Below are 14,366 nucleotides of genomic sequence, written 5' to 3' on the forward strand. Positions count from 1 at the left end.
GTGTCTCCGTCAGCGACTCGTTGGCGGGGATGCAGCCGGTGTTATTGCTCTTGGCGCTCCTGCGTGACTCGAGTCCAACAGAGCTGCAAAGCAACTCCGACGGCGATTCCGCAACAAAAATACACCATTCCGAAGGGAAGCTCGGTGTGCGTGAGATGGGCGAAGAAACTCATTTTTCAATACACCAGATGTAAAAGGTCTTATCGGCTTTGCTTTGGGCAACGACAGTTTACGCTTTGAAGACGTTCATTGCGACCTGCGACAGAACCGCACGACGATTGCACCAGAATCTCCCTTCCGAATAAGCCTGTGCAAATCGAGAGAAACATGAACATGAGCTACGATTTCAAACGTTGCTTCATCGCAGTGCTCACAATTGTTGTTTGTGCGTCCGCATCGACAGAGTCCTACGCTCAAAGTCTATCGAATCGCGACCTGCGCAATATCGACGAGTTGGCAAATAGATTGATCGGATACACAGAGGAGCTTCACGACGAGTTCCATCATCATTTTGAACGAGTCCGTCATGCTGAGAAGCTAGATTCCGATGTGACGCGTTTGGAGGAAATCGCGAAGGAGTTGCACGCGTTCGCGCAAGACGCTCCCAGCGCCGAAGCCACTATAAAACGTCTGCGCGCCGATGCCAACGAACTGTTGCAGCTTTCCTGGCAGATTGAGCGGACGGTTGCGCTTGCAGAAAGCTGGGTACGAACCAGCGATGAGAGGCGGGGCATTGCTCACATGCGAGACGTCTCCAGAGAAGTCGTCCGAACCGTTTTCCGAATTGACGACTATCTACCAGTCGACACTGATGTGATTGACGGACAGCTTGCCCGCCTTGAAAACGCTGTCAAAGTTCTCCATGACGAATTTCACGAGCATCTGGAAGGCTACGAGGTGTCTCGACACTTAGACGAAGACCTGGAAAGTCTCGAGAAATCTGTCGAGCACATGCACGATCTTGCCCACAATAAGCATTGGGAAAACATCGACTTGCCGCACATCGTGCACGACATTCATGATGTCAAAGACGCGACGCAGCACATTGAAGAGCTATTTATCCGCCAAGCGAGAATTGGTGTGCGGACTCGTGATTTCGTCGGCATCGAGCATTCGCGTGACGCGATCAGCGACGTGTTGGCCTCGATCCGATTGTTGGAGCACATGATTGATAAGGCGGATCCGCGGGGCCACACTACACTTCATCGTCGTGTACATCGGGACATTCACGATCGATACCACGTTGACCCACATCACGACGACCACCAGAGCTCTGATCCGGAGCGATACCGATACGGATATGATTCGCACCGCGCGCAGTATCCGCGTCATTGAGCGGCCTTGAAACGATCTGTCGAAGCATTGAGTTTCCCCAGCTTGCGGGAATAGCATGGCATACACACGCAAGGCCGTTGAACCGGCCCTTACTGCTCTTTGGGCCAGCCGCTTTCCAGCACGGCCTTCATCGCAGCCAAGGTTTCCTTGCCCACGTGGTGTTCGATTCCTTCGCTGTCGACTGCCGCAGACTTCTCGCTGACGCCCAACTTGCGGAGAAACTGTTCCACGATCTGGTGGCGGCGGCGCGATTTGGTTGCCAAGCGTTGACCTGCTGGCGTCAAGAAGATCGGCTGGTAGGGCTCGGTCATGACCAAGCCATCTCGTTTTAGGCGTGAGACCGTATTGCTTACCGTTGCTTGCGTGACCGCGAAATGCTGCGCCAAATCGGTCGCTCGGCATGCACCCCGCGCGTCCGCTAAATCAGCAATCGCCTCCACATAGTCTTCTGCAACTTCTGTCGCATGGTCATCCCTCGTCCGCTGGTGTTTCGTCTCCGACAAGTAGTCGTCCTCATTTCTTTAGGGCGTATTCTCTGCCTCAAGCGAATCGTTGAGAATTATATCGCAAATTGCGAACTCTCAAAGGTGGGCTTCATCGCCGTTGCGTTCTGACTTCCAATTTTCGCGATGCTTCCTGTTGACGCTGATGTTAGCCTACGCTAAATTCCGGCCAAGTGTAGCAACGGCTAAGTTTTGTAGCTTAGGCTAAAGTTTTTCATTCCTTGGTCTCGTGATGCCGGAGTACGCGTTGTGAATGACAGCCGCCGCCGAGAAACTGCGTTCCGCCGATGCACCCATCAAGGCGGATTTACGCTTGTGGAGTTGCTGGTCGTGATCGCGATCATTGGGATCTTGGTTGGCCTATTGCTTCCCTCCGTGCAGGCGGCGCGCGAAGCCGCGCGACGAATGCAGTGCCAGAACAAGCTCAAGCAGCTAGGCTTGGCCATGCACAATCACGAAAGTGCCAAAAAACACTTCCCCGCTGGCGTCATCCGCAAGAGATGGGATCAGCAGCCCACATGGTCGGAAGGCCACTGGGGCTGGGGCGCTGTTGCAAATCTGTTGCCCTACCTGGAGCAAACAGGACTCTACGGAAATCTACGTCTCGACATGCCACTTCTCGGCGCGCCTCCGACCTTTCCAATTCTGGACGAGCACGTTGATCTTGTGGACAAGTCCATTCCTGCCTTGCTTTGCCCGAGCGATCTGGAGACAGTGCTCGACGACAGGTATGCACCCGAAAACTATGTCGCCTGTTTGGGCAGCGGTTTGGTGAGCCCTAAGACTGCGGCGGGGAGTGACAAAGAGGCGGACGGAGTCTTTTATGCCAACTCGTTTACGAAGACTCGGGATATCACCGACGGCCTTTCCAATACGTTGGCAATATCCGAATCGATCATCGGTCCAGGCGGTGCTGGTCCAGACGGGTTTGTGACATCAACTCGGCCCGTTCACACAGAAGACTATTGGTCCGCACTGATGCCCTGGGTATCGCCAACGCTTTCCGATTCTGCCTGTGCTGGAGCGACATCTTTCGGCGTAACGAGAGGAAACGCATGGGCGCCATCGAGTCATTTGAGCGGCTTTTTTAACGCATACCTGCCACCCAACAGTGACGTTCCGGACTGCATGGTGCATTTCAGCTTCTCACCAGGTTGGATCGCAGCGCGCAGCCGTCATACGGGCGGAGTCAACGTGCTTCTCTGCGATGGTAGCGTGCGAATGGTGACCGAATCGATCGATTTGGATCTATGGCGCTCGCTTAGCACGCGTGGCGGTCACGAAGTGATTGCCGACTTTGAGTAACAACTGACCAGCGGAGCAGAATCCAGTATGCCAACCGTATCCGAAGCGGCCGACGCAGCGGTCGACTCGATCGAGCAAGATAACGAGCCGCCCAAGGAATTTGGGCGCGACTCAAAGGAGCGGCCAAAGTCGGAGCTAGCTCCACAGTTCACGGCACGTTGGTCACGAGCAATCGTGTTTTGGACGATGTGCTTGATTCTCAGCGCGGCTGGCCATTGGGTGTACGTCGCACTTCGCACCGTTGATCGGAACGTATCGAGCGCAATCTATCGAGGGTCTGGACACGACATTGCTTGGATAGGCCATGGTTCTTTGAAGGAATCGGTCGATCGTGTCAGATCCAACGCGACAGGGAGTTTGTCAACCGACCAACCAACCGTTTTGCCTTTTTCGCCTTTCTGGTTTGGGGTCGGAATTGGTTTTACGCTGCTTGCTGCGATTTCCGTATGGTCATGCCGATGGGTGAGTGATACAGGAATTCAGTCGCTGGTCGGATTGCTTGCCGGGCACGCGCTGTGGATCGGTAATGTTGAAATCGGGTTGGACTTGGCGTCGCGGCGTCTAGGCCTCGCGGCGGCGATCGATGTGGTCAGCGGTCGGACGGCAGGTGTCCACGGGTCTGGTGCGCTGATCCAGTTGTCGTGCATATTTCTATTGCCGATTCTCATCGGACTTACGTTTCACGATTCGAATCGGTGTGTGGTCTTTCAGTGGTTTCGTAGACGCCTGCCAATCTCCAACAGTGCGAGTCCATCCGGGCGAATCGACAATTACGCACCTCGCACCATGATCCAGTTTTTCATGACGGTCTGGGTTTGTTACGTGGCAGTGCTGTGGATGGCAGATCCGTCACTTGGATTCTTGAGCCACGTCGCTCTGCTAATGACGCTGGTGGCAATTGCAATCGCAACGCCCTACATGATCTGGAAGAGCGTTTCACAAACGACGCCCGCAAGAATGCTTCGCTACAGCGTCAGTGGTGCTGTGGTCACATGGACGGGAATCGAAATCGCATCAGCAACGGGGATGATGAGCGAACCGTGGCTGCGTGAGTCGGCCACAAGTGGCGTGATCTTCGTTGGCGGAAGCGTGTTGCTGACTGCGATGTCTGCCGCTGCGTTGGCGCAAAGACGGAAAAACATAACGATAACAGTCCAATAAAGATGTTCCTCAAACAATCAACTCGCTTCCTCTGTCTCGTGATATTGGGCGCACCGAGCTCGCTGGTGGGGTGCAATTCCAATCATAAAGAACACGTCGTTACTGCTGATGAACTGGTCGCGGAAATCGATCGCCTAAGTGGTGCAGTTCACCCGATGCCGCCCGGAGCAAACGATGCAGCGTTGCGCGCGCTGAATTCCGGCGATCCAACGATGCGAGCTGAAGCGGCAATGTCGCTCGGTAAATCGAAGCGGTTGACTCAGCCGACTACCCAACAGCTCGAAATCCTATCAATCAACGACTCAAATCCCATCGTTCGTGCGGCAGCCCTTTCGGCTCTGCATGAGCACGGCACACCGTCTCGTGAGATTGTCAAGCTTACGGACCACCTTTGTAGCGATCCCCAGTTCAGCTCGCTGGCTTCCCGGCTCTCCGCGGGCAGATAACCAAGGGCGGTGGGGCTACGAGCGACTAGACCGGAGTAGCGAGGCAGCACGCGCGGAGAACCAGGCATGTGCGCGAACCGGCGGATTCTCAAGCTCTCAGTAAACGTAGTCCATTACCGATTACCAATAACGACGCTCCCATATCGGCAGCGATTGCGGCCCAAAGACTGGCAAACCCTACGAAGGTCAGAATGACAAACACCGCCTTCACCGCCAGTGAAAAACCGATGTTCTGGCGGATGATCCGAAGCGTGCGACGCGAATGGTGAACTAGCCACGGCAGCTTGGAGAGGTCGTCCGACATCAAAGCAATGTCGGCCGTTTCGATGGCTGCATCACTACCCGCGGCTCCCATTGCCAGTCCCAACGACGCACGCGCCAGTGCTGGAGCATCGTTGACGCCGTCGCCAATCATGGCGACGTATTCGTGCTGTTCGACTAAGCGTTCGACGGCTTTGACTTTGTCTTCGGGTAGTAGCTCGGCGTGGACTTCGTCAATTCCTGCTTCCGCTGCAATCGCTTTGGCGGTGCCTTCGTTGTCGCCGGTCAGCATCACCAGTTTCTCAACCCCGGCTGCGTGCAACTCGCGAATCGCGTCGCGGGTTTCTTCACGAATTGCGTCCGCCAGCGTTATGAAACCGCAAACATGTTCATCATTGCCAACAACCACTACGGTTCGCCCCGCTTCCTGCATCGACTCAAGTTGTTCGTGAACCTCAGGCGTTTCTTGGCCGCGTTGTTCCAAGTAGCGATGCGACCCCAGCCAAAAAGGCTTGCCATTGATATGTCCTGACGCTCCCTTACCTTGAATCGTTTCAAAGTTATCGGCAGCGACCAGTTCAATATCCCTGCGTTTCGCTTCGTCAACGATCGCACGTGCCAGAGGATGGTTGCTGTTGAGTTCGAGTGCACCGGCTCGCATCAGAAGTTCGGCTTCGTTGTGACCGTTCATCGGCACAACATCCACCACGGCAGGCGCTCCCTGTGTGAGCGTACCGGTCTTGTCCATCGCAATCGCCTTCAGTTGAGCGGGCAACTCGATGAACACGCCACCTTTGATCAGAACCCCATTTCGGGCAGCAGCCGCCAAGGCAGCCACCACACTCACGGGGGTTGAAATCACGAGAGCACACGGGCACGCGATGACCAGCAACACAAGCGAACGGTAAAGCCATACGGACCAATCACCACCGAAAGCCAACGGCGGGATCACCAGCATCAGCAACGCGACAATCATCACCACAGGCGTATACACCGCCGCGAACTTCTCGACCCACTTTTCCAATGGAGCACGCTTGGAACCGGCATCGCCCACCATCTTGATGATCCGAGCCAGCGTTGTATCGTCAGCGGCTTTCGTCGTTTCGATTTCAAGTAAACCGTCACCATTGATCGTTCCGGCAAACACTTCGTCACCGGGTTCCTTTTCAACGGGAACGCTTTCTCCGGTGATCGGAGCCTGATTCACGCCGCTGATGCCAACGAGAACTCGACCATCAAGCGGAATCTTTTCGCCGGGACGCACGACGACCGTGAAGCCAACCGGCACGTCCGCCGGAGCCACGTCACTGATCTTCCCGTCTTCGTCTCGAAGGTGAGCCGTGGGCGGTGACAAGTCCATCAGCGAAGCAATCGCACGCCGCGCACGGCCAACGCTCGATGATTCAAGCAACAGTGAAACCGAAAACAGAAACGCGACCGCAGCCCCCTCAAACCATTCACCGATCGCAATCGCCCCGACAACTGCGACGGACATCAATAAATTCAAGTCCGGCCGAAGCGCAACCAGCGAATGCCACGCCTTGGGAAGCACCAACAGTAAACCGGTCGCGATGCTGATCAGATAGAAGCTGATCGCAATCACTGGGAGGCTTTCGTCCGCTTCGCCTAGCGACAACTGCAATGCCAAACCGATTCCGCCTGCCACGCCACTGATTGTCGTCATGACTGTGCGTTGGTTGCGTTGCCAAAACGTCAATTCACCGTCGCGGTCCGGGGCATCGTCCCAGACCTCAGCACGCAATCCGGTTCGCTCGATTACGGCCAGCACGTCACCCTGCGTCACATCGGCACCGTCAAGATTCACCGTCAACTTGCCGTTAAGCAGGTCAAATCCAAGCCGATCATCGCTACCGACCAGCGGAACCAATTCCCGCTTCAAGATCGAAACTTCTTCGGCACAGTCCATCCCGTGAATACGAAGGCGTAATCGTTGGTCTTCTGATTGGTTCATTCGTTTTTCTCTTCCGTTTCAGCGTTTGATGGGTCAACCTTCCAAGCATCGCGTCCCGCCTCAAACGCCTCCCACGCACCATACGGCACGATCAACAAGGCAGCCACTGGGTCGGCCCACCACCAACCTTGCCACTGAACCAAGCCGATACCAACGAGCACGACGATCGTTTGGTACTCGCAGATCATCGTGTCAATCGCGTCGTACTTCAGCGTCGGCGAACCCGATTTCTTGCCGTAGTGATACTTGCCCCATGCCAACAACGGATTGACAAACAACGACACCAACAAGATGCCAATGCCCCACCATGACGTGTCCGATTTTTCACCACTGATGAACTTGCTGATCGCTTCATAGCAGATGAACAACACTGCGATCGTGAACGCAGCGGAAAGCACCGACAGAGCGATCTTTTTTGCGTTTCAAGACTTGGCGTTCGGAAATACCCTGCACCTCACCACCGAGCCGCCAGATCATGAACGCCGCCAAGTTTCCTTCAACGATGCTGTCCACGCCCCAACTGATCAGCGCGGAACTGCCGGTCATGAATGCGGCGGTCATCGAGATGGCAACCTCGGCAATGTTGTAGGCCAGACTGGCGACCTCGACGTACATCCCACGTCGAATACCTTGCTTCCTGTTTGAATCATCTGTCACGCCGATGCCTTTCCGCCATTTGCCAAATTCAATTTCATGATCGTGAAGCCACTGGCAGGGATAGCGGGCATCCGTCGCATGTCGATCGCCAGCTCCTGTTCGGGAACTTCGTACTGGCAGTAGTTGACTAGCAAATCCAAGGCCACTTTCATCAGTTCGATTGCGATCGGTTCGCCGGGGCAGCGATGGTTGGTGGCGTAGTCTCCGCCGCCCTGTGGGATCAGGCTGAACGGACAGCGTTGCCAGTTCTTGAACCGGTCTGGATCAAATTTGTCCGGCAACTCCCAAATCCTTGGATCATGATCCGTGCCATACAAATCCAGCAGCACCTTCTGGCCTGCCGGAAATCGGTAGCCATTACACACGAACGACTCGCGAGTCTTCGCGCCGGCGAATGGAAAGAACGGATAGAACCGGCGAACCTCTTGGGCAAAGCACTGCAAAAGCCCGTCTTCACCGTCGGCAATTCGCTGACGGTATTCCGGATGCTGGTGCAAGGCGTGAGCGGACTGGACAATGAAGGCCGACACGGCGATCGTCGGACGAATCACGTTGTTCAGTTCAACGGCGGCAACATGCGTCGAAAGTTGATTGCCGTCAAGCTCGCGATGGAGTGCGATGATTTCAGCGGCGGAGTTCTTTGGCGGCTGATAGTCGGCGCGACGGACTTGCTCGATCAGCTCGCCCAGCCACGCGTTGGTCTGCTTGCGTGCGATTCTGGCGTACCAATGCTTGGGACCGATGTTGGCCGCGTAGTCGAAAAGCGACGCAAGCTGCGTCGTGCGTCGATCTACGTCCCCGTCCGGCAGCGGGACTCCCGCCCACCGACAAACGGCAATCGTGATTATCTCTTGAACCTGCCGATACAGCAGAACAGAGTTCATCTTGGTCCATTGAACCAGTCGCTGCTGAAACACGTCGCGAAAGGTTGCGGCCAATTTGTCGACTCGCTCGTGCCGAACGATCGACATGAACATGGCTTTACGATGCAGGTGTGCCTCGTCATCCAAACCCTGCACTCCGCCTTGGCCGAACAACGTCTTAGCAATATGCGATGGAGAGACGCCCTCACGCGAGAAACGGCTGGTGTCATAGAACAACTTCGCCGCTTCCTTGCCTCTCATGCAGATGACTTTCTGCAACAGCAACCGGGTGTGGAACACATCGGTTTCCAGTCGATCGCAGGTTTTGGTGATATACCGATAGGGGTCGCTCAAAAGCGATAGCGAATGGTCCAGTCCGCCATGTTTCGGTATTCGAGTCATTTTTTGTTTTCCTCCCATATCTATTTGGCATTGTTGATTTCGTTTGTCTAGTCACTGAGAATGACGCGAAGCTGTTCAAGCGTCTTCTTTCCATAAACGCGTTTCACTTCCACCCCGCCCTCAAAAAGGATCAACGTCGGGTATTTGTCGATCTCATATTTCTCGGTTACGAACGGATTCTCATCGACATTCAGCGCACCAACTTTCGCAGTACCCTTGATCTCTGCGGCGAACTCTTCAATCGTGGGTTTCATTTCGATACACGGCCCACACCATGGAGCCCACATGTCGACCAAGACCGGCAGGTCGCTCTCGATCACTTCGCTTTGAAAGTTGTCGTCGGTGAGTTGGATTGCTGATGAATGGTCGCCAGCATTCGCATCCGTTTGTGGAGTCGGTCGTTGACATCCTGAAATGAATGCGGCGAGAAAGAGAAACGCAGACGTGATACGTAGCGGAACACACCAAGTGTTTCGGTATTGAGACGCGGCGTCGAAAGCCTTGGCGGCTTCCGCTACGAATGGTGTTGGTCGGCTCATGTTTCGCCTCCGGAATTCGCACGGTCGCTCTTTTTCGCTTCCTTGGCACTCGACAATATTTCAAAGCCGCCTTTGACGACAATTCCAGCGACGAGCACTCCGATTACCAGATCGGGAATTTGTGACTGGAAGAAAATGACGGCAATCCCCGAGAGCACGATGCCCAAGTTGGCAATCATGTCATTGGTGGTGAATATCCAGGACGCCTGCAAATGCACGCCTTCCTCGCGACGAGATCGCAGCAATCGCAGGCAGACCACATTTGTTGCCGCGTTGATGATTGCCACGACGATCATTGCCCAGCCGACGGGATCAGAACCGGAAACGAACCGCCGGATGACGTCACTCACCAAGCCGATGGCCATCGCCACCAACAAGACGCCCGACAATTTGGCGACCCGCGATTTTGCCGTCACGGATCGACCGACCGCATACAGGCTCGCGAAGTAGACAAACGAATCACCGAGGTTATCTAAACCTGCCCCCAACAGACCTGTGGATTGTGCGATGAAGCCAACAATTCCGGCGAGCAACGCTTGGGAGAAGTTGATCAACAACACCCATGTCAGCGTTCGTCGTTCGGATTTGTCTTCGCTGGAGATTCCGTCTGTCTTGGTTTCGTCGCTCATGCTTTTCTGTTGTTTTGTATTAAGAAAGGCCGCTCGTGCTGAGTGGGATTCCAGCACCAGCGGCCCCGCAATTTCAGTCGACCGAAATACTATTGCTTCGGTTTGGACGTGAACGTTCCGCTCGGGCCTTCGAGCTTCACCGGTTCCTTGCCAGCTTTTTCGATCGCTTCCCACAATTTGAGAGGCGAAAGGATCGCGTCACCCTTGGGGACCACGATCGCGGTCTTGGACTTGACATCCGTCTTGACATCCGTCTTGACGCCGCCGACGCCAGGAACTTCCGTCAACTTGGTGGCCACCTTCTTGGCACAGCTCTCGCAAGTGAGAACCTTCAAGGTGATGGTCGTTTTCGCGGTCGATGTGGCAGTGTTGATCGTCGTCGCAGCCCGGCTTGGGGCGGTCATGCAAACGGCAAGAGCGAACGTCAGAGCGAGACATAGGGAGGTACGGAACATTTTCAGATTCCTTTCAGTAAACAAACTTAGATATTGAAATGATCGGGCCTTTCGGCGTTCGTGAACGTCACAAGGTGATCTCCTTCAGATGGGAGGGCGAAAAGTTGCGTAGCCAACGACGTAAAGTCTTTCGGCAAACGCGGCAAACTTTTGATTAAGCCAAAAACCTTGGCGGCTTCCGCTAAGGACTGTTCTATTCCTCCGGTTGCGGTGGCTTGTGACCCGTTTTGGCTTCGTATCGTGATGCGAACTTGTCGAATCGTTTGGGGCTGCAAATGAAGCAGTGTGATTCCGGTCGGTCGTGCTCATCGCACCAATCTCCGTCATCCTTGAACTTCGACACCAGCGATTTGTCGCAGAGCGCACACTCCTCCTCGGGCACACCATGTTCAACACACCACCATCCACCGTGGCTGTGATCGACGTTGGTTGCCGCAACCGAATCGGCGGTCCCGTCGGAGGCCGTTTCGCTGTTGCCGCATCCGGCCAGCACCAGTGCGCCGACCAACATCGACAACGCGGTTGCACGCGTCACAAAAATCCAACTCATCGTCATCTCTAATCTCCTTCGGCAAAGCCGAACAAAGGGGGGGGTAACTAAACCGTCGCTGGTTCCGGCACGCGATCGGGCTGGGGCATTCGCCTCGAACCGGCCTTGTGCTCGATCTCAGGATCGGTGGGTTCATCGGGTTCGCGATGATGACCGTCATCATCGCCACCGTCTCCGTCAAACTTCTCGATCGGCTTGTTGAACACGACGTAGAGCACTCGTAGCACGAGCAAACTCATCACCATCGCACTGCACACACCGCCGATGACCACCGTCGCCAGTGGTCGTTGGACTTCCGCGCCCATGCCCGTGCTGAATGCCATCGGCACGAAACCGAGGCTGGCCACGAGCGTCGTCATCAAGATCGGACGCAATCGCGTCATCGCGGCTTCTTCGACGGCTTCGTCAAGTGAGCGGCCTTTTCGCCGCAGTTGTCGAATCGTTGACACAAGCAGCATGTCATCGAGCACCGCGACGCCAGACAACGCAATGAAGCCGACTGCTGCGGAAATCGAAAATGGCATGTCGCGAATCCACAACGCCAGAATCCCGCCAATCCACGCAAACGGGACACCGGTAAAGACTCGCAGCGAGTCGATCCAGTTTCGATAGGTCATGTACAGCAACGACAGAATCATCAGCAGCGCGATCGGCACGACGATCATCAGCCGCAGTTGAGCACGCTCTAAGTTTTCAAATTGCCCGCCCCACTCAACGCGATAACGGCCCGGCGGCAATGGAACCTTTTCGGCAATGACTCGTTGGGCCTCCGCAACGAAGCTGCCCAAGTCGCGGCCACGCACGTTCGATTCGATCGTGATCCGTCGCTGATACCAATCGCGTTTGATCGTATTGGGGCCATCAACTTTCTCGATCGTCGCCAGTCGTTCCAACGGGATTCGCTGGCCAGAAGGCGTCGCGACCAGGATTTGTTTGATCGCCTCTGGATCAGCTCGCGCCTTTTCCGGAAGACGAATGATCAGCGGGAATCGCAACTGGCCTTCGTAGACCTCGCCGACGTTATGAGTGCCGAGTGAACGCACCAGATTCATGACTGTGCTGGCGGCGATTCCATAGCGTGCAATCTCATCTTGTTTGATACGAATTTGCAGCAACGGTTGGCCGGAGACCTGCTCGACCTTGACGTCTTCGGAGCCGGGAATGGAGTTGAGCGCCCGCTCGATCTCGCTGGCTTTTTCAACCATCAAGTCGAGGTCGTCACCGTACAGGATGGCGGCAACGTCGCTGCGAACCCCCGAGATCATCTCGTTCATTCGCATCTCGATCGGCTGGGACATCGCGAGCCGCGGGCCTGGTAAATCCCGCAATTCCTCCTGAACCATGACCGTCAGTTCTTCCTGTGTTTCGGCTCGTGTCCATTGTTCTCGCGGATGAAGCGTGATGAACAAGTCCGTCAACTCAGTTCCCATCGGATCAGTAGCGACTTCGGCCGTTCCGATACGACTCCAAACTTGTGCGATCTCGTCGGGAAAGTTTTCCAACAACACTTGCTCCATTTGCGTGTTGTAGCGAATCGATTCCTCCAGCGTCGTGCCCGCCAATCGGACCACGTTGATCGTAATCGCACCTTCGGACAATCGCGGAACAAATTCACTGCCAAGGTTGGGCGCGACCAGTCCAAAGACACTGACCAGAAGCAACAATGCCGACCCGATGACAAACGTCTTGTGGTGCATCGTAAATCGCAGCACCGGGGCGTAGAGTCGTTTGAGAACTCGAATCAGCAGCGGTTCTTTCTCTTGAATGTTCTTGGGTAGAAACAGACTGGCCAAGACCGGCATCAGCGTCAGTGACAACACCATCGAACCGGCGAGTGCCATGATCACCGTCAACGCCATCGGGCGAAACAGTTTTCCTTCGACTCCCTCAAGCGTCAGGATTGGCAGGTAGACGATCATGATGATCAGCTCGCCAAACATCGTCGGTTTGCGAACCTCAACGGCCGCGTCGCGAATGATCTCGAGTCGACTTTTACCGTGTTTGTCATGCGCTAGGTGACGCACGCAATTTTCGATCATCACGACCGAGCTATCGACGACCAAGCCGAAGTCGATCGCACCGAGGCTCAGCAGGCTGGCGGCGATGCCGAACTTCAACATTCCCGAAAATGCAAATAGCATCGAAAGCGGAATCGCTAAAGCAACGATCAGCCCGGCTCGCAGATTGCCCAGAAAGATGAACAACACCGCGACCACAAGCAGCCCGCCCTCGAAAAGATTCTTTTGGACCGTGTGAATGACGTGGTCAATCAGTTCCGTGCGGTCGTAGACCGTTTGGATTTTCACGCCCGCTGGCAACGTTTCCTGAATGCTGGCGATCTTTTCTTTGATCGACCAAGTCACGTCGTTGCTATTCTCACCCATCAGCATGAAGCCCAAACCCAACACGGCTTCGCCACGTCCGTTGGCCGTCACGGCACCACGACGAATCTCGTGTCCGATCTCTACGTCGGCCACGTCTCTGACCCGCACCGGCACACCATCGACGGCGGCGATCACGATGTCTTCGATCTCCCCGATGTTGACGGTTCGACCGACGCCGTGAACCAACAACATTTCGCTGCCGTCGGTGACCGTGCCGCCGCCGACGTTTTCGTTGTTCGATTCGAGTGCGCCCGCGACTTCCTCAAACGTCAATCCGTATTTGAACAAGCGTTCGGGGTCGAGGCGAACCTGGTACTGTTTTTCGTAGCCGCCCCAACTGTTGACCTCGGCCACGCCGCGAACCGATCGCAGTTGCGGTTTGACAACCCAATCATGGATCGTCCGCAACTCGGTCATCCGATTGATTCGTTCTTGCTTGGAGGTTTTTGAGAAGTCCACGCCGTCCATGATCAAGACGTAGTGAAAGACTTCACCCAAACCCGTCGAGACCGGCCCCATTTGGGGACGCTGGATACCATCGGGTAATTCAACAGTCGAGAGACGTTCGTTGATCAGTTGCCGTGCAAAGTAGATGTCGATTCCATCGTCGAAAATTACAACGACTTGTGACAGTCCGAACTTGGAAATTGAACGCAACTGGTTCAACCCTGGCAGCCCACTGATCGCTTGCTCAACGGGAAAGGTGATCTGCCGTTCGATCTCCTCGGAGGCCAGCGACGGCGCGACCGTATTGATTTGGATTTGCACCGGAGTGGTGTCGGGGAACGCGTCAATATCGAGTTGACGCAGCGAGAATCCACCAACGACCGCAAACAACAACGCCGCCAGAATCACCAACGCGCGGTGCTTGAGCGAAAAGTCGATCAGCCAATTAAGCATCCGT

Annotated in this window: 14 protein-coding genes; 4 read left to right on the forward strand and 10 right to left on the reverse strand. The window is 55.2% G+C overall.

All coding sequences use genetic code 11. From position 1 onward, the window contains the following. Positions 1-327 precede the first annotated feature (327 nt). Positions 328-1,335, forward strand: coding sequence for a hypothetical protein (locus tag TBK1r_RS20720; RefSeq protein ID WP_145214845.1), 1,008 nt, complete (start codon positions 328-330; stop codon positions 1,333-1,335). 89 nt (positions 1,336-1,424) lie between these two features. Here TBK1r_RS20720 and mntR read toward each other — a convergent pair whose 3' ends face one another. After that, the gene (gene mntR / locus TBK1r_RS20725) at positions 1,425-1,838 is read right to left on the reverse strand and encodes a manganese-binding transcriptional regulator MntR (RefSeq protein WP_145214848.1); all 414 of its coding nucleotides are present in this window, start codon (positions 1,836-1,838) and stop codon (positions 1,425-1,427) included. Between the two features lie 315 nt (positions 1,839-2,153). On the opposite strand from mntR, the gene TBK1r_RS20730 reads away from it, so the two are divergent. The 3 genes from TBK1r_RS20730 (at position 2,154) to TBK1r_RS20740 (ending at position 4,750) form a co-directional block, all read left to right on the forward strand. Then, entirely contained in the window at positions 2,154-3,143 is a 990-nt protein-coding gene (locus TBK1r_RS20730; protein ID WP_145214851.1) for a DUF1559 domain-containing protein, read from the forward strand. Positions 3,144-3,335: 192 nt separating this feature from the next. Next, positions 3,336-4,304: a hypothetical protein gene (locus tag TBK1r_RS20735; RefSeq protein WP_145214854.1), complete on the forward strand. Its 969-nt coding sequence runs from the start codon at positions 3,336-3,338 to the stop codon at positions 4,302-4,304. Positions 4,305-4,306: 2 nt separating this feature from the next. After that, the gene (locus tag TBK1r_RS20740) at positions 4,307-4,750 is read left to right on the forward strand and encodes a HEAT repeat domain-containing protein (RefSeq protein WP_145214857.1); all 444 of its coding nucleotides are present in this window, start codon (positions 4,307-4,309) and stop codon (positions 4,748-4,750) included. 88 nt (positions 4,751-4,838) lie between these two features. Here TBK1r_RS20740 and TBK1r_RS20745 read toward each other — a convergent pair whose 3' ends face one another. The 9 genes from TBK1r_RS20745 to TBK1r_RS20780 form a co-directional block, all read right to left on the reverse strand. Next, the gene (locus TBK1r_RS20745; protein ID WP_419580219.1) at positions 4,839-6,983 is read right to left on the reverse strand and encodes a heavy metal translocating P-type ATPase; all 2,145 of its coding nucleotides are present in this window, start codon (positions 6,981-6,983) and stop codon (positions 4,839-4,841) included. Beyond that, on the reverse strand, positions 6,980-7,381 hold the full coding sequence (locus TBK1r_RS39480; RefSeq protein ID WP_473772442.1) for a cation diffusion facilitator family transporter: 402 nt from the start codon (positions 7,379-7,381) through the stop codon (positions 6,980-6,982). Before TBK1r_RS39480 ends, TBK1r_RS20745 begins: the two co-directional genes overlap by 4 nt. After that, positions 7,335-7,640 carry a hypothetical protein gene (locus TBK1r_RS39485; protein ID WP_473772443.1) on the reverse strand — a complete coding sequence of 102 codons (306 nt, stop codon included), beginning with the start codon at positions 7,638-7,640 and terminating at the stop codon, positions 7,335-7,337. Before TBK1r_RS39485 ends, TBK1r_RS39480 begins: the two co-directional genes overlap by 47 nt. After that, positions 7,637-8,905 carry a cytochrome P450 gene (locus TBK1r_RS20755; RefSeq protein ID WP_145214859.1) on the reverse strand — a complete coding sequence of 423 codons (1,269 nt, stop codon included), beginning with the start codon at positions 8,903-8,905 and terminating at the stop codon, positions 7,637-7,639. The genes TBK1r_RS39485 and TBK1r_RS20755 overlap by 4 nt, the downstream gene beginning before the upstream one ends. A 47-nt stretch (positions 8,906-8,952) precedes the next feature. Then, complete coding sequence (locus tag TBK1r_RS20760; protein ID WP_145214862.1) at positions 8,953-9,444, reverse strand: thioredoxin family protein; 492 nt, start codon at positions 9,442-9,444, stop codon at positions 8,953-8,955. After that, positions 9,441-10,073: a cation efflux transmembrane domain-containing protein gene (locus TBK1r_RS20765; protein ID WP_145214864.1), complete on the reverse strand. Its 633-nt coding sequence runs from the start codon at positions 10,071-10,073 to the stop codon at positions 9,441-9,443. The genes TBK1r_RS20760 and TBK1r_RS20765 overlap by 4 nt, the downstream gene beginning before the upstream one ends. A gap of 89 nt (positions 10,074-10,162) precedes the next feature. After that, the gene (locus TBK1r_RS20770; RefSeq protein ID WP_419580220.1) at positions 10,163-10,528 is read right to left on the reverse strand and encodes a heavy-metal-associated domain-containing protein; all 366 of its coding nucleotides are present in this window, start codon (positions 10,526-10,528) and stop codon (positions 10,163-10,165) included. 193 nt (positions 10,529-10,721) lie between these two features. Beyond that, positions 10,722-11,084, reverse strand: coding sequence for an RND transporter (locus TBK1r_RS20775; protein WP_145214867.1), 363 nt, complete (start codon positions 11,082-11,084; stop codon positions 10,722-10,724). Positions 11,085-11,125: 41 nt separating this feature from the next. Further along, positions 11,126-14,362, reverse strand: coding sequence for an efflux RND transporter permease subunit (locus tag TBK1r_RS20780; protein ID WP_145214870.1), 3,237 nt, complete (start codon positions 14,360-14,362; stop codon positions 11,126-11,128). Positions 14,363-14,366 lie beyond the last annotated feature (4 nt).

The organism is Stieleria magnilauensis, assembly GCA_007753675.1.
In the GTDB taxonomy this organism is placed as follows: Bacteria; Planctomycetota; Planctomycetia; order Pirellulales; family Pirellulaceae; genus Stieleria; species Stieleria magnilauensis.